General features: G+C 70.0%; 24 protein-coding genes and 1 pseudogene. 15 read left to right on the top strand and 10 right to left on the bottom strand.

Annotation, left to right across the window (positions count from 1 at the left end; all coding sequences use genetic code 11):
• Window positions 1-3: 3 nt before the first annotated feature.
• Window positions 4-888 carry a DUF3558 family protein gene (locus tag AQI70_RS20110; protein WP_079051375.1) on the bottom strand — a complete coding sequence of 295 codons (885 nt, stop codon included), beginning with the start codon at window positions 886-888 and terminating at the stop codon, window positions 4-6.
• Between the two features lie 138 nt (window positions 889-1,026).
• Window positions 1,027-1,887: a hypothetical protein gene (locus AQI70_RS20105; RefSeq protein ID WP_062151822.1), complete on the bottom strand. Its 861-nt coding sequence runs from the start codon at window positions 1,885-1,887 to the stop codon at window positions 1,027-1,029.
• Between the two features lie 212 nt (window positions 1,888-2,099).
• Here AQI70_RS20105 and AQI70_RS20100 point away from each other — a divergent pair, with 212 nt between their 5' ends.
• Window positions 2,100-3,293 carry an RtcB family protein gene (locus tag AQI70_RS20100; RefSeq protein ID WP_062151819.1) on the top strand — a complete coding sequence of 398 codons (1,194 nt, stop codon included), beginning with the start codon at window positions 2,100-2,102 and terminating at the stop codon, window positions 3,291-3,293.
• A gap of 11 nt (window positions 3,294-3,304) precedes the next feature.
• Here the strand turns inward: AQI70_RS20100 and AQI70_RS20095 are convergent, their stop codons facing one another.
• The 3 genes from AQI70_RS20095 to AQI70_RS20090 are packed head-to-tail and all read right to left on the bottom strand — an operon-like array spanning window position 3,305 to window position 4,996.
• The gene (locus tag AQI70_RS20095; protein ID WP_062151816.1) at window positions 3,305-4,051 is read right to left on the bottom strand and encodes a tyrosine-protein phosphatase; all 747 of its coding nucleotides are present in this window, start codon (window positions 4,049-4,051) and stop codon (window positions 3,305-3,307) included.
• Window positions 4,052-4,094: 43 nt separating this feature from the next.
• Window positions 4,095-4,220: a hypothetical protein gene (locus AQI70_RS40675; protein WP_279616761.1), complete on the bottom strand. Its 126-nt coding sequence runs from the start codon at window positions 4,218-4,220 to the stop codon at window positions 4,095-4,097.
• Window positions 4,217-4,996: an SDR family NAD(P)-dependent oxidoreductase gene (locus tag AQI70_RS20090; protein ID WP_062151813.1), complete on the bottom strand. Its 780-nt coding sequence runs from the start codon at window positions 4,994-4,996 to the stop codon at window positions 4,217-4,219. Before AQI70_RS20090 ends, AQI70_RS40675 begins: the two co-directional genes overlap by 4 nt.
• A gap of 109 nt (window positions 4,997-5,105) precedes the next feature.
• On the opposite strand from AQI70_RS20090, the gene AQI70_RS20085 reads away from it, so the two are divergent.
• Window positions 5,106-5,534: an ester cyclase gene (locus AQI70_RS20085; RefSeq protein ID WP_003999006.1), complete on the top strand. Its 429-nt coding sequence runs from the start codon at window positions 5,106-5,108 to the stop codon at window positions 5,532-5,534.
• Window positions 5,535-5,549: 15 nt separating this feature from the next.
• Here the strand turns inward: AQI70_RS20085 and AQI70_RS20080 are convergent, their stop codons facing one another.
• Window positions 5,550-5,885, bottom strand: a complete 336-nt coding sequence (locus AQI70_RS20080; RefSeq protein ID WP_062151810.1) for a YnfA family protein — start codon at window positions 5,883-5,885, stop codon at window positions 5,550-5,552.
• Window positions 5,886-6,010: 125 nt separating this feature from the next.
• Between AQI70_RS20080 and AQI70_RS20075 the strand changes: the two genes are divergently transcribed.
• On the top strand, window positions 6,011-6,493 hold the full coding sequence (locus tag AQI70_RS20075) for a hypothetical protein (RefSeq protein WP_062151807.1): 483 nt from the start codon (window positions 6,011-6,013) through the stop codon (window positions 6,491-6,493).
• A 96-nt stretch (window positions 6,494-6,589) separates the two neighbouring features.
• Here the strand turns inward: AQI70_RS20075 and AQI70_RS20070 are convergent, their stop codons facing one another.
• Window positions 6,590-7,414, bottom strand: coding sequence for a helix-turn-helix domain-containing protein (locus AQI70_RS20070; RefSeq protein WP_062151804.1), 825 nt, complete (start codon window positions 7,412-7,414; stop codon window positions 6,590-6,592).
• A 62-nt stretch (window positions 7,415-7,476) separates the two neighbouring features.
• Between AQI70_RS20070 and AQI70_RS20065 the strand changes: the two genes are divergently transcribed.
• The 6 genes and pseudogenes from AQI70_RS20065 to AQI70_RS20035 all read left to right on the top strand — a co-directional run.
• Entirely contained in the window at window positions 7,477-8,106 is a 630-nt protein-coding gene (locus AQI70_RS20065) for a TIGR03086 family metal-binding protein (RefSeq protein WP_062151801.1), read from the top strand.
• A 63-nt stretch (window positions 8,107-8,169) separates the two neighbouring features.
• Window positions 8,170-9,264: an LLM class flavin-dependent oxidoreductase gene (locus AQI70_RS20060; RefSeq protein ID WP_062151798.1), complete on the top strand. Its 1,095-nt coding sequence runs from the start codon at window positions 8,170-8,172 to the stop codon at window positions 9,262-9,264.
• A 289-nt stretch (window positions 9,265-9,553) separates the two neighbouring features.
• The gene (locus AQI70_RS20050) at window positions 9,554-10,276 is read left to right on the top strand and encodes a response regulator transcription factor (RefSeq protein ID WP_062151792.1); all 723 of its coding nucleotides are present in this window, start codon (window positions 9,554-9,556) and stop codon (window positions 10,274-10,276) included.
• A complete protein-coding gene (locus AQI70_RS20045) occupies window positions 10,277-11,722 on the top strand; it encodes a HAMP domain-containing sensor histidine kinase (RefSeq protein WP_425264622.1) in 1,446 nt (481 codons plus the stop codon).
• Between the two features lie 172 nt (window positions 11,723-11,894).
• Window positions 11,895-13,169 carry an ArgE/DapE family deacylase gene (locus AQI70_RS20040; RefSeq protein ID WP_062151789.1) on the top strand — a complete coding sequence of 425 codons (1,275 nt, stop codon included), beginning with the start codon at window positions 11,895-11,897 and terminating at the stop codon, window positions 13,167-13,169.
• A gap of 64 nt (window positions 13,170-13,233) precedes the next feature.
• Window positions 13,234-13,563, top strand: a pseudogene (locus tag AQI70_RS20035) (YdcF family protein); the annotation flags it as partial.
• Between the two features lie 7 nt (window positions 13,564-13,570).
• On the opposite strand, the gene AQI70_RS20030 reads toward AQI70_RS20035, so the two are convergent.
• Entirely contained in the window at window positions 13,571-14,101 is a 531-nt protein-coding gene (locus AQI70_RS20030) for a GNAT family N-acetyltransferase (protein WP_062151786.1), read from the bottom strand.
• A complete protein-coding gene (locus AQI70_RS20025; RefSeq protein WP_062151783.1) occupies window positions 14,086-15,339 on the bottom strand; it encodes a helix-turn-helix domain-containing protein in 1,254 nt (417 codons plus the stop codon). The genes AQI70_RS20030 and AQI70_RS20025 overlap by 16 nt, the downstream gene beginning before the upstream one ends.
• A gap of 253 nt (window positions 15,340-15,592) precedes the next feature.
• On the opposite strand from AQI70_RS20025, the gene AQI70_RS20020 reads away from it, so the two are divergent.
• From AQI70_RS20020 to tgmA, 3 genes are all read left to right on the top strand, one after another.
• The gene (locus tag AQI70_RS20020; RefSeq protein WP_062151780.1) at window positions 15,593-16,009 is read left to right on the top strand and encodes an ATP-binding protein; all 417 of its coding nucleotides are present in this window, start codon (window positions 15,593-15,595) and stop codon (window positions 16,007-16,009) included.
• Complete coding sequence (locus tag AQI70_RS20015; protein WP_062151777.1) at window positions 16,003-16,365, top strand: hypothetical protein; 363 nt, start codon at window positions 16,003-16,005, stop codon at window positions 16,363-16,365. Before AQI70_RS20020 ends, AQI70_RS20015 begins: the two co-directional genes overlap by 7 nt.
• A 121-nt stretch (window positions 16,366-16,486) precedes the next feature.
• On the top strand, window positions 16,487-16,825 hold the full coding sequence (tgmA, locus tag AQI70_RS20010; protein WP_062151774.1) for a putative ATP-grasp-modified RiPP: 339 nt from the start codon (window positions 16,487-16,489) through the stop codon (window positions 16,823-16,825).
• 46 nt (window positions 16,826-16,871) lie between these two features.
• On the opposite strand, the gene AQI70_RS20005 is transcribed toward tgmA, so the two are convergent.
• Window positions 16,872-17,513, bottom strand: coding sequence for a hypothetical protein (locus tag AQI70_RS20005; RefSeq protein ID WP_078504104.1), 642 nt, complete (start codon window positions 17,511-17,513; stop codon window positions 16,872-16,874).
• Window positions 17,514-17,899: 386 nt separating this feature from the next.
• Here AQI70_RS20005 and hemL point away from each other — a divergent pair, with 386 nt between their 5' ends.
• The 3 genes from hemL (at window position 17,900) to AQI70_RS19985 (ending at window position 21,490) form a co-directional block, all read left to right on the top strand.
• Window positions 17,900-19,234, top strand: a complete 1,335-nt coding sequence (gene hemL, locus AQI70_RS19995; RefSeq protein ID WP_062151771.1) for a glutamate-1-semialdehyde 2,1-aminomutase — start codon at window positions 17,900-17,902, stop codon at window positions 19,232-19,234.
• Entirely contained in the window at window positions 19,231-19,929 is a 699-nt protein-coding gene (locus tag AQI70_RS19990) for a histidine phosphatase family protein (RefSeq protein ID WP_062151768.1), read from the top strand. The genes hemL and AQI70_RS19990 overlap by 4 nt, the downstream gene beginning before the upstream one ends.
• 253 nt (window positions 19,930-20,182) lie before the next feature.
• Entirely contained in the window at window positions 20,183-21,490 is a 1,308-nt protein-coding gene (locus AQI70_RS19985; RefSeq protein ID WP_062151765.1) for a polysaccharide deacetylase family protein, read from the top strand.
• Window positions 21,491-21,513 lie beyond the last annotated feature (23 nt).

Genomic DNA, 21,513 nt, shown 5'->3' with positions numbered 1-21,513 from the left:
CGGTCAGCTCTTCTTCGACGCTGACTTGGACGGGGAGCTGGACGCCTTCGAGGCGCTCGCCGAGGGAGCCTTCGTGGCCGACTTGGACGGAGTGCTGCTCGGCGTGCCCACCGCGCCGCTGCCGTTCTCCGCCGTCACCGCGGCCACCGCCTCCTTGACCGCCTTCTGCGCGAGCTTGTTCAGGGTGTCCGCGCTCGGCGTCTTCTCACCGGCCAGACCGGCGCCGTTGTAGTCGAGGGTGACGACGACGTTCTCGATCCGGGCCACGACCGTCTCCTGCTTGAAGGAGCCCTCCTTCTTCTTCAGGTCGTAGCGCACCGCCGTCGCCTCGTCACCCACCCCGGCGACCGGCTCCGACTTGGTGTTCTTCGCACCGGACACCGACCGGGCGGCCTGCAGCTGCGACTGGTAGTACTCCTGCGCCAGCTCCTCACCCGAGCCGCGTGTGACGTCCGAGTCGAAGCGCAGCAGGGAGACGTTGAGCCAGCGGAACTGCGAACCCTTCACGCCGTTGTTGTCCAGGCTGCTCCAGGAGCAGGAGCCACGCGTCGACGCGTCGTCCGACGAACCCTCCTTGCCGGACTTCGCCTTCGGGACCAGGTCCTCCAGCGTCTTCTTCGCCAGCACCTTGCACGGCTTGGGCAGCGACTTGTACACCGCCGCCTGCACCGTCGGCGACGGGCTGGCGGACGCCGACGCCGAGGCCGAGGCCTTCGCGCTGCTGTCGGCCGCCGCCGCGTCGTCCGAACCGGAGTCCGAGGAACAGCCCGCGGCGATCAGCATCACGGGGACGGCTGCCGCGCAGACAAGGACGCGGTGAAGGCCCTTCACCCGCTGCTCGCGCTGATCACGCCGGTCACGCTGCTGTCGCTCTGCTGCTCGCTGCATGGTTCCTTCACTCATGACTGACACTCGTGGTTCCTGCGGTCGGATCGGGGTCCGAGGGGCCACGGTACGCGGTGAAGAAGCTGTGTGGTCTCGTTTCGGTTACGTCGCACCCGGGTGTACGGGTGTGGTCCGGGGGCGCTACTCCGCCAGCGCGTCCGCCAGTTGCGCGGCCAGTTTCCGGGCCCTGTCCTGCATTTCCTCGCTGTCGGGGACCGTGCCGACGGTCGCCGGCTGCTCCTCGTACTCGATCCTCACGATCACGTTGGACGTGCGGAACACCACAGTCACCCTGCGCTGCTGCGCCGTCGAACCGGAGCCGCCGAGCTCGTCGTCGAGGAAGGCCTCGTCGCCGAGGTCGTCGAGGACGCGGGGCTGCAGCTCGGCCGGGGTCGCGCCGGCGGGGGAGGCGGACGCGGACGGGGAGGAGGACGAGGAGGAGGGGGCCGTGACCGGCGAGGCCGAGGCCGATGCGGACGGGGAGCCGCTCGGGGTGGCGGACGGGGTGTCCGCGCCCTCCTCGCCGCTGCCGGTGGTGCCGGAACTCGTCGGCTCGGGAAGGTCGGCAGCCTCCTGCTGGACCGCGAAGAGCCGCTCCGCCTCACTGTCGTCGCTGACCGCGCTGTCGTAGGACACCACGCGCTCGAAGTCGACGAAGAGATGGTCGGTGGCCTCGGCCGACTCGACCTTCCAACGGCAGCCGACCTTGCGGTCGGTGTCGTACGTCAGCGTCGGCGTGCCCTCGTACGCCTTCTCGCGCTGCTCCTCGTCCGGGAGCTCCTTGACGCCCGGCAGCAGCGAGTCGAGCGTCTCCTCACCGACCGCACCACACGGTTCGGGCAGCGTGCGGTACCGGCCGGGCTCGGCCACCGCGGTCGCCGTACCCGCGTCCCCCGGGTTGGAGTCGTCGGTCGCGCCGCCGCTGTCGGAGCTGCCCGTGCAGCCGGCCAGCAGCGCCGCGAGGAGCGCGGCGACGCCGGATACGTACGCCTTCCGCTGCACGGTCAGGCTCCTCTCGACGGTGGTGGGGTCGGTCCGCTGCCGGTCTTTCAGTGTCCCCGCTGGTTATTCGCTTGCCGCGCGGGGGCGCGCCCTGGAGACAATGTGTATCGCACGCACTGCCGTGGACGCCGGTCCGTTGTCCTTTTCATTGACCTTGGCGCCGGTTTTGCGATCTAAGTCTTTTGTTTGTTTTCCGGGGGATTGAGGACGTTATGTCGTACGTGGAGATGCCGGGCGCGAAGGTTCCCATCCGTATGTGGACCGACCCGGCGACGGTGGAGGACGTGGCCCTGCAGCAGCTGCGGAACGTCGCCACGCTGCCTTGGATCAAGGGCCTCGCCGTGATGCCGGACGTGCATTACGGGAAGGGGGCGACGGTCGGGTCCGTCATCGCGATGCAGGGGGCCGTGTGTCCTGCCGCGGTGGGCGTGGACATCGGGTGCGGGATGTCGGCGGTGAAGACGTCGCTGACGGCCAATGATCTGCCGGGGGATCTGTCGCGGCTGCGGTCGAAGATCGAGCAGGCCATTCCGGTGGGGCGGGGGATGCATGACGACCCCGTGGACCCGGGGCGGCTGCACGGGTTCGCCACCGCGGGGTGGGACGACTTCTGGGGGCGGTTCGACGGGATCGCGGACGCGGTCAAGTTCCGTCAGGAGCGGGCCGGAAAGCAGATGGGAACGCTGGGAAGCGGAAACCACTTTGTCGAGGTCTGCACGGATACGACCGGTTCTGTCTGGCTGATGCTGCACTCCGGTTCCCGCAACATCGGCAAGGAGCTGGCCGAGCACCACATCGGCGTGGCCCAGAAGCTCCCGCACAACCAGGGCCTGGTCGACCGTGACCTCGCCGTCTTCGTGGCGGACACGCCGCAGATGGCGGCGTACCGCAACGACCTGTTCTGGGCGCAGGAGTACGCCAAGTACAACCGCACGATCATGATGGCGCTCCTGAAGGACGTGATCCGCAAGGAGTTCAAGAAGGCGAAGCCGACCTTCGAGCCCGAGATCAGCGCGCACCACAACTACGTGGCCGAGGAGCGCTACGACGGTATGGACCTGCTCGTGACCCGCAAGGGCGCGATCCGGGCCGGCTCCGGCGAGTACGGGATCATCCCGGGCTCCATGGGCACGGGTTCGTTCATCGTGAAGGGCCTCGGGAACGCCAAGTCCTTCAACTCCGCCTCGCACGGCGCCGGTCGGCGGATGAGCCGGAACGCGGCGAAGCGGCGGTTCTCGACGAAGGACCTGGAGGAGCAGACCCGGGGCGTGGAGTGCCGTAAGGACTCCGGTGTCGTGGACGAGATCCCGGGCGCCTACAAGCCGATCGAGCAGGTCATCGACCAGCAGCGGGACCTCGTGGAGGTAGTGGCGAAGCTGAAGCAGGTCGTCTGTGTGAAGGGCTGACGCGCGAGGCGTCATCCTTCCAGCAGCGTGGCCCGGAGCGCCTTGCTCAGCGGCCGTGGGTCGAGGGACAGCGCCTCGGAGACATAGCCCTCGATCGAGCCGTAACGGTCCGTCAGAGCCGCGAGGAACAGGCGCATGACCGCTTCGGGTGCCCTGCCGAAGCCCGGCCAGGTGGGGGCGCGGCCGTTGTTGCGGGCCTTCCAGTCGGCGAGGAGGGCCGGGGCGGCGCGGTCCGTGAGGGTGAAGTCCTCGATGATCGTGGCCTCCGGCACCCTGAGCAGGCCGAGGACCAGGGCCGCCAGCAGGCCCGTGCGGTCCTTGCCCGAGGCGCAGTGGAAGGCCAGGGGGGTGTCCGACTCCGCCGCCTTGGCCACCAGTTCCAGTGCGCCGCGGATCTCCCGCGTGCCGTCCCGGGCCATCTCCAGGTAGCGCTCGGCCAGGTAGGGGCCGAGCTCAACGTCGGGGGCCAGGGCGGCCTGGTTGTAGGGGCGGTGCTCGATGCTGAGGTTGTGGTACGTGAAGGACGGGTGGTCCGGGACGCGGCCCTGGCCCTCGATCTCCCACGGGTAGCGCAGGTCGATGACCGTGCGGATGCCCAGGGAGAGGAAGCGGGACCAGTCCGGCGTGTCCTGCGTCAGCTTGCCCAGGGAGTCCGTGCGGTACAGGCGGCCGGGGCGGACGCGGTGGCCCTCCGCCGTCGTCCAGCCGCCCAGGTCGCGGAAGTTGTGCAGCGCCTCGAAACGTATGTGTCTGTCCACAGGGAGTGACCATAGGCGGTAACTCCCTTGCGGGCCCGGGGTTTTACTTCGGTGCGTGGGTCACCGCGTAGATCATCACGAACGCCACGATGTGGATGCCGAAGAGGAAGTAGCCGAGCCACCACCACATCTGGCGTTCGTCGTGCGGGTCCTTGTCGCCGCGCGTCACTGCAGCTCCCGGTGGACCTTCGTGTTGGACGCCTGGGCGCGCGGGCGCACGACCAGCAGGTCGATGTTGACGTGGCTGGGACGGGTGACCGCCCAGGTGATGGTGTCGGCGACGTCGTCGGCGGTGAGGGGCTCGGCCACCCCCGCGTAGACCTTCTCCGCCTTCTCCTGGTCGCCGGAGAAGCGGGTCAGGGCGAACTCGTCCGTCTTGACCATGCCCGGCGCGATCTCGATGACCCGGACCGGGCGGCCGACGATCTCCAGGCGCAGGGTCTCGGCGAGGACGTGGGCGCCGTGCTTGGCGGCGACGTAGCCCGCGCCGCCCTCGTAGGTGGCGTGGCCCGCCGTCGACGACACGACCACGATCGTGCCGTCGCCGCTCGCCTCCAGCTTGGGGAGCAGGGCCTGGGTGAGGTTCAGCGTGCCGATGACGTTCGTCTCGTACATCGTGCGCCAGTCGGCCGGGTCGCCGGTGGCCACCGGGTCGGCGCCGAGCGCGCCGCCCGCGTTGTTGACCAGGACCCCGATGGTCCGGAAGGCCGTGGCGAACTCGTCGACCGCGGCGCGGTCGGTGACGTCGAGCTGGTAGGCCGCCGCGGAGTGGCCGGCGGCGTTGATCTCCTCGGCCAGTGCCTCGATGCGGTCCTTGCGGCGGGCGGTCAGGACGACCCGGTAACCGGCCGCGGCGAGCTGCCGTGCCGTGGCGGCGCCGATACCGCTGCTCGCACCGGTGACGACGGCGATGCGGGAGGCGGCGGACGGGGCTGCGGTGGGCATGGGGTGCTCCTCGGACGTGGCGGTGCGTGGTCGGGCGCAAAGCTGTCCGGCCAGGATAGGCGGGCGGTGGGACAATGAGTTCGGTGATCCTCTGTTCTGGAGGTGGATCATGGGACAGGCACGTGAGGTCATGGACCGGCTCACGGACGCGCTGACCGCGCACCCCGATCTGAACGTCATAGGCGAGCTGTACGCCGAGGACGCGGTCGCCGTCACCCCCGACGAGGGGGAGATCCGCGGGCGCGACAACATCGTGGCGTACTGGCGGGAGATGACGGAGGCGGTTCCGGACGCCAGGTTCGAATCGCTGCACTCGTACGAGGTCGGTGACACGGCCATCGACGAAGGGATCTTCAGCGGGCGGAACACGGGGCCGCTGCATCTGCCCACCGGGGAGACCATCCCCGGGACGCAGAAGGAGATCAGGATCCGTGGGGTGGACATCGCCACCGTGCGGGACGGCCGGATCGTGGACTACAGGCTCTACTTCGACGAGATGGAGTTCCTGGGGCAGTTGGGGCTGCTGCCGCCTTCGTGAGGGCGGGCGCCCCGCTCAGTCGCCGCGCGGCGCGTACATGATCACCGCCATGCCGGCGAGGCAGATCAGCGCGCCCGTGACGTCCCAGCGGTCCGGGCGGTAGCCGTCCGCGACCATGCCCCAGGCCAGCGAACCGGCGACGAAGACACCGCCGTACGCGGCGAGGATGCGGCCGAACTCGGCGTCCGGCTGGAGTGTGGCGACGAAGCCGTAGGCGCCGAGGGCCATGACGCCCGCTCCGATCCACAGCCAGCCGCGGTGTTCGCGGACGCCCTGCCAGACCAGCCAGGCGCCGCCGATCTCGAAGAGCGCGGCGACGGCGAACAGGGCGGCGGAACGCAGGATGAGCATGCGGGCAGCTTCGCATGCCCGGGGTTCGGGCCTACGCGTCACCTGTTGGACGGCGCCTGTCGCCCGCCCCGCGTGGGATACATCCGTACGACCACGACGGCCACCGTGGAGTGAGGAGCGGGCGTATGCGCAGGGTTCCCAGGGTCCACAGGGTGCTCGCGGGCTGCGGTGCGGCCGTGGTGGCGGTCGGGGCGGCGGCTCCGGGCGCCTCGGCGGCGGGGGGCCCGGAGGCCGACCTCGCCTATCACGGCTCCGCGGCGCTGTCCGGCGGCCGGGTCGACCTGCTGCTCACGCCGCACAACCACGGGGCGAGCGCCGTGCCGGACTCGACGCTACGGCTGCGCTGGTCGGAGCCGCTGGCGGACCGGCAGGTGCTGCCGGAGGGGTGTGCGCGGGCGGCGGAGCGGACGGTGACGTGCCGGGTGGGGGCGCTGGAGGCGGACCGGGCCGGGGAGCCGGTCGGGCTTCAGGTACGGCTGCGGGGGGTGCCGTCCGAGGTGCTGCTGGAGCTCGACACGGTGGCGGGCGGTGGGGTGGAGGGCGGCGGCCGGGGGGACGGTCGGCAGCGGGTGCTCGTGCTGGACACGGGGGACACGTACTACTTCTGAGTTCCGGCCCTGCTTCTGAGTCCCTCTCTTCCGAGTCGCGTTCCTGCTTCCGATTCCCGTTCCCATGGCCGACGCCGGCCGTCGGCGTTCTCGGCGTCACGTCACCCCCTGCGCATACGCCGTGGGCGGTACCCCCACCGTCGCCGTGAAGTCCCGTACCAGGTGGGCCTGGTCGGCGTAGCCGAGGTCGGCTGCGAGGAGGGCCCAGTCGACGTCGCGGCGGGTGCCGGCGAGCTCCAGGGCCTCGTGGATGCGGTAGCGGAGGATGACCCACTTCGGGCTGACGCCGACGTATGCCGAGAAGAGCCGTTGCAGTGCCCGCACCGACAGGCCCGCGTCGCGGGCGAAGTCGCCGACGCGGCGCACGGTGCGGTCGGCGCGGATGCGCTGGACGAGGTCCATGGCGAGGTCGGCCTGCGGGTCGGGGACGCAGGGCTGGGAGAGGAGGAAGGTGTCGAGGGCGGCCACGCGGGCGTCGTCGGCGGCAGGGCTCACGACGGATCGGGCGGTGTCCGCGGTGGCCCGCGGGAAGACGTCCTGGGCGGGGAGGACACGGCCGGTCCAGTGGGACGCCGGTGCCTGCGGGGCGTACGGCCGGAAGCCGCCCGGCCGGAACTTCACCCCGCACACCCGGCCCCGTCCGGTCAGCTTCCTGGTGTACAGGCCGAGCGCGATGCCGGTGACCTCGCCGTAGGGCGGCACTGTCTCCTCGTCGGCCCCGTCCCACTGGAAGGTCAGGTTGACCGAGGGGTGCGGGACGATGTGGGAGGCGTAGGGCGCGGGCAGGTCCCAGTCGATGAGCCAGTACCACTCGACGTAGCGGCGCAGCGGCTCGGCGGGCTCGTGGCGGCGGAACCGGACGCGGCTGAGCAGCCCGGACGGGTCGACGATCCCGCGGGTGTCGTGGCGGGGTGCCTCCATGGCCGGATCGTATGTCGCGTTTCTTCAAGAAGGGCAGCCCCCGGCGTCCCTACGGTCGGGGTATGGAGACCAAGCACAGTGCAGTGAAGAGCCACACCCTGGGTGATCTTCTGGCCGTGGCGCGCGAGCGGGCGGTGCCGGTGGTGCGGGGCATCCCCGACGAGGCGCTCGCCGCTCCCACGCCGTGCGCCGACTACGACGTGAAGGCCCTGGTCAACCACCTCTTCCAGGTGGTCGTGGAGTTCCAGAAGCTGGCCGCCAAGGGGGAGTCGGACTTCTCCTCGACGCCCGACCGGGTCGGCGCGGGCCCGGACTGGCGTGAGCGGTTCGCGGACGAGACGGCGAGGCTCGTGGCGGCCTGGTCCGCGCCGGGCGCGGAGGAGGGCACGGCGGGGGCGTGGCAGATGCCCGCGCGGCTCGTCGGCTCGATGGCGCTGCTCGATCTGACGGTGCATGTGTGGGACCTGGCCCGGGCCACGGGGCAGCGGTACCGGCCGGACGAGGGGGCGGAGCCGGTGCTGGAGCAGCTCGCCGGCACGGTCGCCGAGCTGGCGCCGACGGCTCGGGCGACGGGGGTGTTCGGGGAACCGGTGCAGGTGGGCGAGGGCGCGTCGGCGTGGGAGAGGCTGTTGGCGCAGACCGGCAGGGATCCGTACTGGGGCCGTGCCGGAGGTGACGAAGTAGCGGAATAGTGCTGGGGTGTTCGCCGTTCTTCCGGTATAGTTGAATGCTAAACAACATGGAAGGTGGCGACCATGCAGTTCGGGATCTTCAGCGTCGGCGACATCACGCCGGACCCCACCACGGGGCGTGCGCCGACCGAGCGTGAGCGCATCAAGGCCATGGTCGCCATGGCGCTGAAGGCCGAGGAGGCCGGCCTCGACGTCTTCGCGACCGGCGAGCACCACAACCCGCCGTTCGTGTCGTCGTCGCCGACCACGATGCTCGGCTGGATCGCGGCCCGCACCGAGCGGCTGATCCTCTCCACCGCCACCACGCTGATCACCACCAACGACCCGGTGAAGATCGCCGAGGACTACGCGATGCTCCAGCACCTGGCCGACGGCCGGGTCGACCTGATGATGGGCCGCGGCAACACCGGCCCCGTCTACCCCTGGTTCGGCCAGGACATCCGCCAGGGCATCAACCTCGCCATCGAGAACTACGCCCTGCTGCACCGGCTGTGGCGCGAGGACGTCGTCGACTGGGAGGGCAAGTTCCGCACCCCGCTCCAGGGCTTCACCTCCACGCCCCGCCCGCTGGACGGCGTACCGCCGTTCGTCTGGCACGGCTCGATCCGCTCCCCGGAGATCGCCGAGCAGGCCGCGTACTACGGCGACGGCTTCTTCCACAACAACATCTTCTGGCCGGCCGACCACACCAAGCGGATGGTCGAGCTGTACCGGACCCGGTACGCGCACTACGGCCACGGCACCGCCGAGCAGGCCATCGTCGGGCTGGGCGGCCACGTCTTCATGCGCCGCAACTCCCAGGAGGCGGTGCGCGAGTTCCGGCCGTACTTCGACGTCGCGCCGGTGTACGGGCACGGGCCCTCGCTGGAGGACTTCATGGAGCAGACCCCGCTGACCGTCGGATCCCCGCAGCAGGTCATCGAGAAGACGCTGTCCTTCCGTGAGTACGCCGGTGACTACCAGCGCCAGCTGTTCCTGGTCGACCACGCCGGGCTGCCGCTGAAGACCGTGCTGGAGCAGATCGACCTGCTCGGCGAGGAGGTCGTCCCGGTGCTGCGCAAGGAGTTCGCGAACGGCCGTCCGGCCCAGGTGCCGCAGGCGCCGACGCACCAGTCCCTGCTCGCCGAGAGGAACGGGAAGAAGGTGACCGCCGCATGAAGCGCTCGTCGTCTTGTCCGCGGGGCTGAGCGTCCCGTCCTCCACCCGCCTGCCGGGTGACCGGCCGGCGGCCGCGGTCGGACGGGAGACCGCGGTGGACGTGGAGGTCGGGGAGGTCGGGGAGGTCGTGGAGCTGCGCGAGCTCGCCGTGGAGATCGCGCGGGGTGTACGCCGCCTTTCCAGGAGCGGCCGGCGGCGCTGCGCCGCGCTGGGTGAGAGGCCAGTAAGAAGGGGGCCCGGTGAGCCGCTCGTCACGTCGTAGGACTGCGAAGGCAGGCAGTATGAATGCGTGCCCCAGACTGTTCTCCTCGCCGAAGACGACCGCGCCATCCGCAACGCCCTGGAGCGCGCGCTGACCCTGGAGGGTTACCAGGTCACCGCGGTCGCCGACGGCGTCGAGGCGCTCGCGCAGGCCCATCGCACGCCGCCGGACGTGCTCGTGCTCGACGTGATGATGCCCGGCATCGACGGGCTGCAGGTCTGCCGGGTGCTGCGCGCCGAGGGCGACCGCACCCCGATCCTGATGCTGACCGCGCTCGTGGAGACCCAGGACCGGATCGCCGGCCTGGACGCCGGCGCCGACGACTACGTGGTGAAGCCCTTCGACGTCGAGGAGGTCTTCGCCCGGCTGCGCGCCCTGCTGCGCCGCACCAGCGAGACGCAGGGCGCCCCCGCCGACGTACCGAAGCAGGCCCCCGCGACGACGCGCGACCGGCTGATCGAGGCGGCCGGGCTGCGCATGGACCCGCAGGCGCGGCGGGCCTGGCGAGGCGCGCGCGAGCTGGAGCTGACGCGGACCGAGTTCGAGCTGCTGGAGCTGCTGGTCCGCAACGCCGGCATCGTCCTCGACCACTCCACCATCTACGACCGGATCTGGGGCTACGACTTCGGCCCCGGCTCCAAGAACCTCGCCGTCTACGTCGGCTATCTGCGCCGCAAGCTCGACGAGCCGGACGCGCCGCAGCTGATCCACACGGTGCGCGGGGTGGGTTACGTACTGCGGGAGGACTGAGTGGGCCCGGCCCGCCGTCGGCTCCGGCGGCTGCTGACCGGACGGCTGCTGACCGGACGACGGCGGACCGGACTCGTCTCGCTGCGCACCACCTTCGCCGTGTCCTTCGCGGCCGTCACCGCCGTGGTCACCGTCCTGGTCGGACTCCTGTCGTACACCGCCGCCGCCCGGCTGGTGCGGGTGGACCAGGAGTCGGTGTTCGGCGAGGTCGTACAGGATCTGCGGGGCGAGGTGCGGCAGCGGCCGATGACGCCGGAGGACTTCTCCTCCTCCGCGCCCGGGCACGATCTCGTACGGCCCGCCCGTACCGATGTGCAGGTGCTGGGCCCGAACGGCGCGGTCGTCGACCCGGGCCGTCCGGGGCTGCCGGTCACGGCCGCCGACCGGCGCATCGCGGCCGACGGGACCGCCGGACGCATGGTCCAGCACAAGGACGTCGACGTCGGCAGCGACGTCTACCGCGTCGCGACCGTCGCGCTCGGCGGCGGGCGCGGTGCCGTGCAGGTCGCGCAGGAGTTCAGCGACACCGAGGACCTGCTGCGGGCGCTGCAGCAGCGGACCCTGCTGCTGATGGCGGCGGTGGTGACGCTGGCGGGGCTGTTCGGCTGGTGGCTGGCCCGGCGCATCACCCGCCGCCTGGTCGTCCTCACCTCCGCCGCCGAGGACGTCGCCCGCACCCGGCGGCTCGGCATCCAGGTGCCGGTCACCGGCTACGACGAGGTCGGCCGCCTGGGCCGCGCCTTCGACCGCATGCTGGGCCGGCTGGCCCAGTCGGAGGAGGACCAGCGGCGCCTGGTGCAGGACGCGGGCCACGAACTGCGCACCCCGCTGACCTCCCTGCGGACGAACATCTCCCTGCTGCGCCGCATCGACGAGCTGCCGCCCGCCACCCGCGACGAACTCGTGGCCGACCTCGGCCAGGAGGCGCGCGAACTGACCGACCTGGTCAACGAGCTGGTCGACCTGGCGGCCGGGCAGTCCGACACCGAGCCGACCCAGCGGGTGGACCTGGCCGACATCGCCGAGGAGGTCGCTGGGCTCGCCCGGCGGCGTACCGGGCGGCGGATCGAGGTCCGCGCGAGCGGCGACACGTCGGCGGACGGACGGCCGGGGATGCTGCAGCGCGCGGTGACCAACCTCGTCGAGAACGCGGCCAAGTTCGACCGTGACGGCACGGCACCGATCGAGATCAACATCGCCGGCCCCGCTCGTCCGGGGACGGTGCGCGTCGAGGTCCTCGACCGGGGGCCGGGTATCGCCGAGGACGACCTGATCCGGGTCTTCGACCGCTTCTACCGCGCCGCCGACGCACGGTCGCTGCCGGGATCGGGCCTGGGGCTGTCGATCGTCCGGGAGGTGGCGCTGGCGCACGGGGGCGCGCCGTTCGCCTTCCGGCGGGACGGGGGAGGGGCCGTCATCGGATTCACGGTCGGGCGTTCCGCCTGAGCCACTCTGTCTGAGCCGCGGCGCCTGAGCCGCTCCGTCTGAGCCACTCCGCCTGATCCCCTCCGCCTGGGCTGCTTCGCCCGCGATCCGACCCGGGTATGGAGTGACCATCTGTGGGGGTCCCGCTCGCGGCGGCCCGTGGGCGTGGCGTGGCTGGGGGAGGAGCGGCATCGTGCTGAGTGACGTGGAGGGCGCCGTCCTGGCGGAGATCGACGAGGCCGGGATCGGCAGGATGCTGCTGGAGCTGATCTCGGTGCCGAGCGTGACCGGGAGCGCGGCGGAGTCGGAGCTGCAGCATCTGCTGGCGAGGCGGCTGGAGCGGCTCGGGCTGGACGTCGACCTGTGGTCCATGGACCTGGACGAACTCCGCGCGCATCCCGGGTTTCCGGGGGCTGAGGCCGAGCGGGAGGAGGCCTGGGGACTGGTGGGCGTGACGCCGGACGGCGGCGACGGCCCCACCTTCGTCCTCCAGGGCCATGTGGACGTCGTACCGCCCGGGGATCCGGCCTCCTGGCCCGGCGATCCGTTCGTGCCGAGGGTGAGCGGGGACGTGGTCCACGGCCGGGGTGCCTGTGACATGAAGGCCGGACTGGTGGCCCACCTCGCCGCGCTCGCGGCGATACGCGCCGCCGGCGTGCGACTGCGCGGGCGCGTCGGCGTGCACTTCGTCGTGGGGGAGGAGGACGGCGGCCTCGGCGCCTTCGGCACGCTGCGGCGCGGTCATCGGGGCGACGTCTGCGTCATCACCGAGCCGACGGGCGGTGCGCTGGTCACCGCCAACGCGGGTGCGCTGACCTTCCGGATCACCGTGCCCGGCAAGGCGGCGCACGGCAGCGCACGGGACCAGGGCGTGAGCGCGATCGACGCGTATGTGCCGCTGCACCGGGCCCTGTCCCGGCTGGAGGCCGAACGGAACCGGGACCCGCATCCGCTGATGGCCGGGCATCCCATCCCCTACGCCCTGTCGGTGGGGACCCTGCGGGCAGGGGACTGGGCGAGCAGCGTGCCGGACCTGCTGGTCGCGGAGGGGCGGCTGGGGGTGCGGCTGGGGGAGGACCCGGGAGAGGCGCGGGCGGCCTTCGAACGGTGTGTGGCGCGGGCGTGCGCCGAGGATCCCTGGCTGCGCGCCCATCCGGCGACCGTGACCTGGCCGGGCGGGCAGTTCGCCAGCGGGCGGCTGCCGGAGGGGCATCCGTTGCCGGGGGTGATGCGGGAGGCGTACGGGGATGTGACGGGCGCGGGTGCGGGCGGCCGACTGCCGGAGCAGGGGGCGCCGTACGGCAGTGATCTGCGGCTGTATGCCGGGGCGGGTATCGCGACGTTGCAGTTCGGGCCGGGGGACATACGGGTGGCGCACAGCGCGCGGGAGCGGGTGGCGGTCGCCGAAGTGGTGGACGTGGCCCGGACGTTGGCGGTGACCGTGCTGCGCACACTCGGCACGAGGTGAGGCGAGGGAGGGGCCGGGGTGGGGCCGGGGTGGGGCCGGGGTCTTCCGCGCCCCACGCCCTCAGCGCGAACTGTTGGCCGAGGCCGTCATCGCGGTCGAGTCTCTGCTGCTGATCTCCAAGCCGTACATGGAGCGCCGTTCGTACGCGACCTGCCGCAAGTTGTGGCCCGAGGTGGAGGTCGTGTGCGCTTCGGAGCCGCTGGAGTTGGACGACTGCATCAAGTCGATCGGCGACGAGAAGCTCGTCGTGGACATGCTGGTGGGCGATCCGCAGCGGGTGATCGAGTACCCGAAGCTCGGTTTCGCCGTCGAGCAGGAGGTGTCGGCGGATGTGTATGACGCCTACGAGCGACTTGTGCGGGCCGGGTTCGACAGCCGCCTCGCCACGGGCTGACGGCGACTCAGTCCCGAAGGTCTTTGACCATGACCGCGAACAGCGGTGAGTCGGCGAAAGGCTGCCGTTCGCCGACCTTTGAGTACCCCCACGACTCGTACAGCGCCTGCACTTTGGGGTGGTCCACGTCGACCAGGAGTACGGCGAGAGCTTCGGTGCGCTCCTTCAGCAGCGCTTCATGCAGTCGTTCGGAGACGCCCTGCTTGCGCCATTGGGGACGCACCATGACTTCAGACACCGAGTACGTGGAGGTGCGCCCGCCCCGAGGCTCGTATCCAGTGTCGCGCCACCATTCGCGGCCGGGCGTAGCTGGTGCGCCGTATGCGAAGCCAGTCGGCTCGTGTCCGTCGTACGCCACGACGCAGGTGAATCCCTCCGCACTCGACCAGTGGTCCACGAACCAGTCGAAGCGCTGGTTGAACGGGTCATCCATGGCGTCGGCATAGGCATCGGCGTGCACGTCGATGAGCATCTGCCGGAAGCCTTCGGGGAGATGTCCATGCTGGAAGTGACGCAGCTCGATCACATTCGGCTCCATTCGGCTCGCAGACGGTCTGCCCAGTCGCGCGCGCACGTGGTGGAAGGGGCCAGGGTGAACAGGTCCCGGTGGAAGTCGCCGATGAGGGTGCGCAGGCGGCCGGGGAGGGGAGTGCCGTCCATGATGGTGAAGACGCCGGTGGCGGTGGCTGTGGCCTGCTCGGTGTCTCCCTGGTGAAGTTGCGCGAGGGCGAGTTGGGCGGTCGCCAGCGCTCGGTTACGGCGGAAGGCGGACGGGATCCTGGCCAGGGCACGGTGCGCCATCGCCTCTGCGTGAGCGTGGCGGCCGCTGCGGTGGTTGACGATGGCGCCGAGGTGGTCGAGTTCGGCCTGGCTGTAGAAGGCTGTCCAGTGCGGGCGTTCGCGCTGGGGTGCCTTGGCGAGTGCCTCCTGGGCTGATCCAAGAGAGCGAAGGGCGGCGCGGCCGTCACCGAGCGCCGCGTAGGCGAGAGCTGCGCGAACGCGGCCCAGGGAATCGAAAAACGGGTCTGTGCGAGCGGACGACGAAGCCTGGGCGGCTTGCGCCGCCGCGAGAGCCTCCGGCCAGTTGCGGCGCTGCGCGGCGAAAATCGCCATGCTGACCCAAACGCTCATTTCCGTGGGCCCGTCCTGGGAGAGGCCGGCGTATGTGGCGGATTCGTTCAGATGCTTCTGCGCCTGGTCCAGGTCGCGAGCGTCGATGCAGGACCAGGCTGCTGCGTCGGTGTACTCCGCGGCCAGCGCGTACAAGGCCCGGCGGACCCGTTCGCTTGCATTTCGCTGCTGCAGTTCCAGCACACGGTCGCGGCCACGAAGAGCGGCCAATTCAAGGTTGGCGTGTCCGCCCTGATGCTGATCGGTGGTGACGAGAGCATTCATACCGGCTGCGACCCGAGCCACGTCCGACATGCCGACCGCACGGCGTTGGGCAACGACGGGAACGGCGGCGGCCGCGCTTCCGGTCGCTGAGGTGAGGAAAGTGCGACGCCGCACGGGGTCCTCCTGCGGGTGTTGCATGGTGCGTGGTGCGCTGAACCCTAAGTCCTCGACGGGACAACCGAACACCCGCTCCAGGGCTGCACACGTGCGTCCTATGGGGCGGCGGGAGGTCCCATTGAGGAGGTTGCGGATTGTGCGGTCGGAGACGTCACCGGGCCTGCCGGTGATCTCTGCCAGCGCAGCGTTCATCCGACCAGCCAATTCTTCCTGGGTGAGCCCGAGTTCCTCCATCCGGCTCTTGAGGATGGCGTTCGCTCCCATGGACCGACCGTAGCCCTGTGGTCACTGGCCGAACCAGCCCCGAGGTCACCAGAGCGTAAAGTCTTCCGGTTCGCGTAGGTGCTGCGGGGCGCGACTTTTCCTGTTCGCCGTCGGCCAAGGGCCGTTGACTCGGTACCAGCCGTTGAGCGGGCGAGATTCCCCTTCCTGCCTCTCGATGGCGTGGAGGAAAGCCCGCTCCTGCGCACCCTTCGCGGGGCGGGCGTCCCAGCCTCGGAGGGATGACCCCGTGACCATGACCGCCGCCAAGCCAACCGCGACTGGTGTTCCGGGCTACACCGAGACGGTGCCGTGCGAGCCGGAATCCGCGCGCCGCGCACGTCTGCTTGTCTCCGCGGCTCTGGACACCTGGGGCATAGGCGAGTTGGTCGAGGTGGGCACTCTGATCGTTTCGGAGCTGATCAGCAATGCCGTCAGCCACACGCCCTGTCGCTTGGTCCGTGTGGTGATTCGGCGCGAGACGGCCGAAGTGATTCGGATCGGCGTTGCCGACAACTGCCGAGACACCCCGGAACTGGGCTGTCCCGAAGGTGACTCCGAGGGCGGCCGTGGTCTGCTCCTGGTCGAGTCGCTGAGCTGGCGGTGGGGCTACGACCTGCATCGTTGGGGCAAGCTCGTCTGGGCAGAGCTGCGGGTGCCGGCCGCATGCTGATCTCGCGTATCTCCTTACGACTCCTGCCCTCGGAGGAACTGGTCGGCGACCCGTTCCCGGACGCGTGCGTGCAGCTTGCCTTCGGCCCGACGCGTCCGTCTGACGAGGTCGGCGCGGTTGCTGTCCCAGAGTCGGTCCGAATTACTCCCGCCTACCTTGTGTGGCTGCGAGTCGAGTCGGGACTGGCTCTCGGCGAGATCCGCGCGGAGATGCAGCGTGCCGAGATCGCGTGGCGGCAGCAGCTCAGCCGCTGGTACGACGACGGCCGACTGGCAGTCGAGGCCCGCGCACCGGACATCAGCCTCCTTCAACGGGTCCTGGACGGGCTGCGGAATCCCGGTCCGGTTTCGACGTAGGGCCCGGTGCCTCTTCTTCCCGGTGCCCCTGAGACTCCCGCACAAGCAGGATCGTGTTCCTCGATGCCGTGCGGGTGAGCAAGTCAGGCGAAGGACAGAACTTCTGACAGGAAGGAAGACCGTGTTCAACCACATGGATCGATTCCCCACGGGCAGCCCGCTGCCGCAGGGGCATCTGACGGCGGCCCCGTGGGGTCTCCGTCGCATCGCCCCGTACCCGCCCGTCGACGGCCCCGTCTACGCGACGGTGACGCTGGATCCGGAGACGCAGACCGCCCGGTACTTCGACACTTCCGGGGTGCCCACCATGTCCCCGGGCCACGGCACATCCTCCGGTACGAATCCCGCGACCGGCACCACGGGCCAGGGCGACCGCAACAGCGACTCCCCGGACAGCGACACGGGGACCCATGTGCCCTCAATGTGCCCCGGCCGCCTGACGGCCTCTCTCCGCACATGACGAGGGCGGGGTCGGAAACCCCGCCCGAAACCCCCGAAACCCCAGGTCAGGGCCAAACAAGGCAGTACGGCTGATGCCCCGCCTCATGCAACCGGTGCGAGAAGTCCTGCCACTCGTGCAGCAACTGGTACACATTGAACGCATCCCGGGGCCCACCCCGGTCCGGCACCGTCGACCAGATGAACGCCGCCGCGCCCACCGCTTCCTCTCCTATGCCGCGCAGCGGGTCCACGACCGTCATCGGCAGCTTGACCACGGCGTAGTCGGGGTGGAGAACCACGAGCTCCAGCGGCGGCACCTTGTGCAGGGGGACGCCCTCGATGCCCGTCAGGACCATCGCGGCCATCGTCTCCGGCTTGATCTTGGTGAACATGCCGTTCATGCCGAGCTCGTCGCCGCCGAGTTCCTCGGGACGCATCGAGATCGGGACGCGGGCCGCGGTCGCGCCGTCCGGCGCGCCGAAGTACTTGTACGTCACCCCCACCCGACCACCATTCCTGCTCGCCCTCAGCCGATCACTGTGACGGTCGGCCCGCTCTGACTCGTTCGGTACACCCGGCATATCCGGTACTACGTGTCCCTGGCGTGCTTCGTTCGAATCCTCCGCGTCGCGCCGGTGCCTTCCCCGCCGGGCACGTCGAGGACCCAGGTCATCAGTCCCCTCGCCCAGTCCGCCACCGCGATGCATATCTCCACCCGACTGCTTTTCTAGGAGGCGTGGCGCCCGCCGCGCAACCCGATCATCGTGTCAGTGACCTCCCCCACGGCCGCCCGCCGAAACGTGCGCTGAAACACCTGTCCGCAGGATCTTTTCAGTCCCCGATCATCACGCCCCGCATGAGCTGTGTGTATCACGCCCAGTCTCGCAGATCGCCGGGAGGTGACGGGGGCGAAGGGGAGCAGGGAGGGGGTGGGGAGAGGGCAGAGGGGAGCTGAGGGGCGGGGGAGACCGGGCTCCCGGGCGGTAGCGGCCCGCTGTCGTCGTCTCCCGCTGGCCTACCCTGAGGAGGTCACTGGCAACCGGAGTCCGAGATCATCGGAGAAGGTCAGAGAAGGTCGGAGTAGTCGCAGGTCATGAGCGAAGCGCCCTCTTCAGGAACGCCCTATCCATACGATGCGCCTGCCTCCCAGGTGCTGTTCGACCGTGCGGCCGCCGTCACGCCCGGCGGCGTGAACTCCCCCGTGCGCGCCTTCCGTGCCGTGGGCGGTACGCCCCGGTTCATGGTGTCCGGCACCGGTCCGTACCTGACGGACGCCGACGGGCGTGAGTACGTCGACCTCGTCTGCTCCTGGGGGCCCATGATCCTCGGGCACTCCCACCCGGGGGTCATCGCCGCCGTCCAGGACGCGGTCTCCCGCGGTACCTCCTTCGGTACGCCCGGTGAGGGCGAGGTCGCGCTCGCCGAGGAGATGGTCGACCGGATCGAACCGCTGGAGCAGGTGCGGCTCGTCTCCAGCGGCACCGAGGCGACCATGTCCGCCATCCGGCTCGCCCGCGGGTTCACCCAGCGGTCCAAGGTGATCAAGTTCGCCGGGTGTTATCACGGGCATGTCGATTCGCTGCTCGCCGCGGCCGGGTCCGGGGTCGCCACCTTCGCTCTTCCGGACACCCCTGGTGTCACCGGCGCCCAGGCCGGCGACACGATCGTCCTGCCCTACAACGACCTGGAGTCCGTCCACGAGGCCTTCCACCGCTACCCCGGGGAGATCGCCTGCGTCATCACCGAGGCCTCGCCCGGCAACATGGGCGTCGTCCCGCCGCTCCCCGGCTTCAACCAGGGGCTGAAGGACGCCTGCCGGGAGAACGGCGCCCTGTACATCTCCGACGAGGTCATGACCGGGTTCAGGACCAGCCGCGCCGGGTGGTACGGCGTCGACGGGGTGCGGCCCGACCTCATGACCTTCGGCAAGGTGATGGGGGGCGGCTTCCCGGCCGCGGCCTTCGGCGGTCGCGCCGATGTGATGGCCCACCTCGCGCCCGCCGGGCCCGTGTACCAGGCCGGCACCCTGTCCGGGAACCCGGTCGCCACCGCCGCCGGTCTCGCCCAGCTGCGGCTCCTCGACGAGGCCGCGTACGACAAGGTCAACGCCGTGTCGCAGGCCATCCAGTCCCTCGTCACCGAGGCCCTCACCAAGGAAGGCGTCGCGCACCGGCTGCAGAACGCCTCCAACATGTTCTCCGTCTTCTTCACGGACCGGGAGGTGCGCAACTACGAGGACGCCAAGCGGCAGGAGTCCTTCCGGTTCACCGCCTTCTTCCACTCGATGCTGGCGCAGGGCGTCTATCTGCCGCCCTCGTCCTTCGAGTCCTGGTTCGTGTCCACGGCCCACGACGAGCGGGCCGTCCAGCGCATCGCCGACGCCCTCCCGGCGGCGGCCCGAGCGGCGGCGGAGGCCACGGCGGCATGAGCGGCGGCAGCAGCAAGAGCGACAGCGACATCACCGTCGTCCACCTGATGCGGCACGGCGAGGTCGCCAACCCGGACGGCATCCTGTACGGCCGTCTCGCCGGGTATCACCTGTCGGACCTGGGCCGGCAGATGGCCGACCGGGTCGCCGAGCACCTGGCCTCCCGGGACATCACCTACGTGTGCGCCTCCCCGCTGGAGCGGGCGCAGGAGACCGCGACGCCGATCGCCAAGGCGCACGGCCTCGACCTCGCGACCGACGAGCGGCTCATCGAGGCCGACAACATCTTCCAGGGCAAGACCTTCGGCGTGGGGGACGGGGCGCTCAAGAAGCCGGAGAACTGGAAGCATCTCGTCAACCCCTTCAGGCCGTCCTGGGGTGAGCCGTACGTCGACCAGGTCATCCGCATGATGGGCGCGCTCGACTCGGCCAAGGACGCCGCGCGTGGGCACGAGGCCGTGCTGGTCAGTCATCAGCTGCCGATCTGGATCGTGCGCAGCTACGTCGAGAAGCGGCGGCTGTGGCACGACCCGCGCAAGCGGCAGTGCACGCTCGCGTCCCTGACGTCCTTCACCTACCAGGGGGACAGGATCGTGTCCGTCGGTTACAGCGAGCCGGCCATCGACCTCGTCCCGGCCCATCTGCGCGCCGGTGCCAAGCCGGTGAAGGGGAAGGACAAGGCCTTCGGGGCGTAAGGCACGAAGCGCTTTACGGCCTTTGTGGCGTTAGTCCTTCGTGGCGTTAGTCCTTCATGGCGTACGGCCTTCATGGCGTAGGGCCTTCGTGGCGTACGTCCTTCGTGGCGTAAGGCCAGGGACGTACGCCCTTCGTGGCCCAAGACACGTTCGTAACATTTGTTGCGAAACCTCCGTGATCGGGAGGAACCTCCCCGTTCGTCGCGCCCTCTGACTGGGTGACCACCAGCCAAACGCGACGGACGGGCCAGGAATGCGCAACTTCAGTCGAAGGGGACTTATCGGACTCGGCGTGGGTGCTGCCGCATCTGTCGGACTCGCGGGATGCGGCACCCTCACGTCGTCAGACGGGTCGAACCAGGGTGCGGGTTCCGATGGCGACGGAGGCAACAAGCCCGGCACCCACACCAACCGTGCCCGCCCCATCGGTGACGGCTCCACCTCCTACACCGGCAAGCAGCCGAACCAGCCGGCCAAGCCCGAGCCGCTGGAGCCGGGGCAGGAGCCGCCGCAGTTCGTCGTCTTCTCCTGGGACGGCGCCGGCGAGGTCGGCAACGGCCTCTTCCCGCGCTTCCTCGACCTCGCCAAGCAGCACGAGGCGCACATGACCTTCTTCCTCTCGGGGCTGTATCTGCTGCCCGAGTCGAAGAAGCGGCTCTACGAACCCCCGAACAACCCGCGCGGCGCCTCCGACATCGGCTACCTCACCGACGGTCACATCAAGGAGACCATCAAGAACGTCCGCCAGGCCTGGCTCGACGGTCATGAGATAGGCACCCACTTCAACGGTCACTTCTGCGCCGGCACCGGCACCGTGGGCAACTGGACGCCCAAGCAGTGGCGCAGCGAGATCGAGCAGGCCAAGTCGTTCGTGAAGGAGTGGCGGACCAACAGCGGGTGGACCGATCTGCCCTCCCTGCCCTTCGACTACGACAAGGAGCTCGTCGGCGGCCGCACCCCCTGCCTCCTCGGCCAGGACAACCTGCTGCCCACCGCCCGTGAGCTGGGCTGGCGTTACGACGCCTCGTCGCCGGGCGGGCGTCAGGTGTGGCCGACGAAGAAGCAGGGGCTGTGGGATCTGCCGTTGCAGCAGATACCTTTCCCCGGACGTTCGTTCGAGGTCCTGTCGATGGACTACAACATGCTCGCCAACCAGTCGATCAACTCCACGAAGGCGCCCAGTCACAACTATCCGGGCTGGCGGGAGCAGTCGGCGCAGGCGTACATCCAGGGCTTCAAGCGGGCATACGAGACAAACCGCGCACCCTTCTTCATAGGCAACCACTTCGAGCAGTGGAACGGCGGCATCTACATGGACGCCGTCGAGGAGGCCCTCAAGCACATCGCGCGGGAGAAGGAGAAGGGTGCCGACATCCGGCTCGTCTCGTTCCGGCAGTTCGTGGACTGGATGGATGTACAGAAGCCGGACATTCTCGACAAGTTGCGCACGCTGGAGGTCGGGCAGCAGCCCGTCGGTGGCTGGAAGACGTTTCTGAAGGGCAGCTCCGCGAGTTCCTCGGGTAGCTCCGCGAGTTCCTCGGGTACCTCCGCGACCTCGTAAAATGCCGCCTGAAATGCGGGTTT

Source organism: Streptomyces curacoi (genome assembly GCF_001513975.1).
Taxonomy (GTDB): domain Bacteria; phylum Actinomycetota; class Actinomycetes; order Streptomycetales; family Streptomycetaceae; genus Streptomyces; species Streptomyces curacoi.
This window is presented reverse-complemented; position numbering and strand designations above follow the sequence as displayed.

Coding starts and splice junctions, on each gene's coding strand:
- AQI70_RS20065 (WP_062151801.1), top strand. CDS start 7,477: ATGGAGACCAAGCACAGTGCAGTGAAGAGCCACACCCTGGGTGATCTT.
- AQI70_RS20085 (WP_003999006.1), top strand. CDS start 5,106: ATGGGACAGGCACGTGAGGTCATGGACCGGCTCACGGACGCGCTGACC.
- AQI70_RS20075 (WP_062151807.1), top strand. CDS start 6,011: ATGCGCAGGGTTCCCAGGGTCCACAGGGTGCTCGCGGGCTGCGGTGCG.
- AQI70_RS20020 (WP_062151780.1), top strand. CDS start 15,593: ATGACCGCCGCCAAGCCAACCGCGACTGGTGTTCCGGGCTACACCGAG.
- hemL (WP_062151771.1), top strand. CDS start 17,900: ATGAGCGAAGCGCCCTCTTCAGGAACGCCCTATCCATACGATGCGCCT.
- AQI70_RS20070 (WP_062151804.1), bottom strand. CDS start 7,414: ATGGAGGCACCCCGCCACGACACCCGCGGGATCGTCGACCCGTCCGGG.
- AQI70_RS19985 (WP_062151765.1), top strand. CDS start 20,183: ATGCGCAACTTCAGTCGAAGGGGACTTATCGGACTCGGCGTGGGTGCT.
- AQI70_RS20025 (WP_062151783.1), bottom strand. CDS start 15,339: ATGGGAGCGAACGCCATCCTCAAGAGCCGGATGGAGGAACTCGGGCTC.
- AQI70_RS20110 (WP_079051375.1), bottom strand. CDS start 888: ATGCAGCGAGCAGCAGAGCGACAGCAGCGTGACCGGCGTGATCAGCGC.
- AQI70_RS20060 (WP_062151798.1), top strand. CDS start 8,170: ATGCAGTTCGGGATCTTCAGCGTCGGCGACATCACGCCGGACCCCACC.
- AQI70_RS19990 (WP_062151768.1), top strand. CDS start 19,231: ATGAGCGGCGGCAGCAGCAAGAGCGACAGCGACATCACCGTCGTCCAC.
- AQI70_RS20080 (WP_062151810.1), bottom strand. CDS start 5,885: ATGCTCATCCTGCGTTCCGCCGCCCTGTTCGCCGTCGCCGCGCTCTTC.
- AQI70_RS20005 (WP_078504104.1), bottom strand. CDS start 17,513: ATGCATCGCGGTGGCGGACTGGGCGAGGGGACTGATGACCTGGGTCCT.
- AQI70_RS20100 (WP_062151819.1), top strand. CDS start 2,100: ATGTCGTACGTGGAGATGCCGGGCGCGAAGGTTCCCATCCGTATGTGG.
- AQI70_RS20030 (WP_062151786.1), bottom strand. CDS start 14,101: ATGGAGCCGAATGTGATCGAGCTGCGTCACTTCCAGCATGGACATCTC.
- AQI70_RS20015 (WP_062151777.1), top strand. CDS start 16,003: ATGCTGATCTCGCGTATCTCCTTACGACTCCTGCCCTCGGAGGAACTG.
- AQI70_RS20090 (WP_062151813.1), bottom strand. CDS start 4,996: ATGCCCACCGCAGCCCCGTCCGCCGCCTCCCGCATCGCCGTCGTCACC.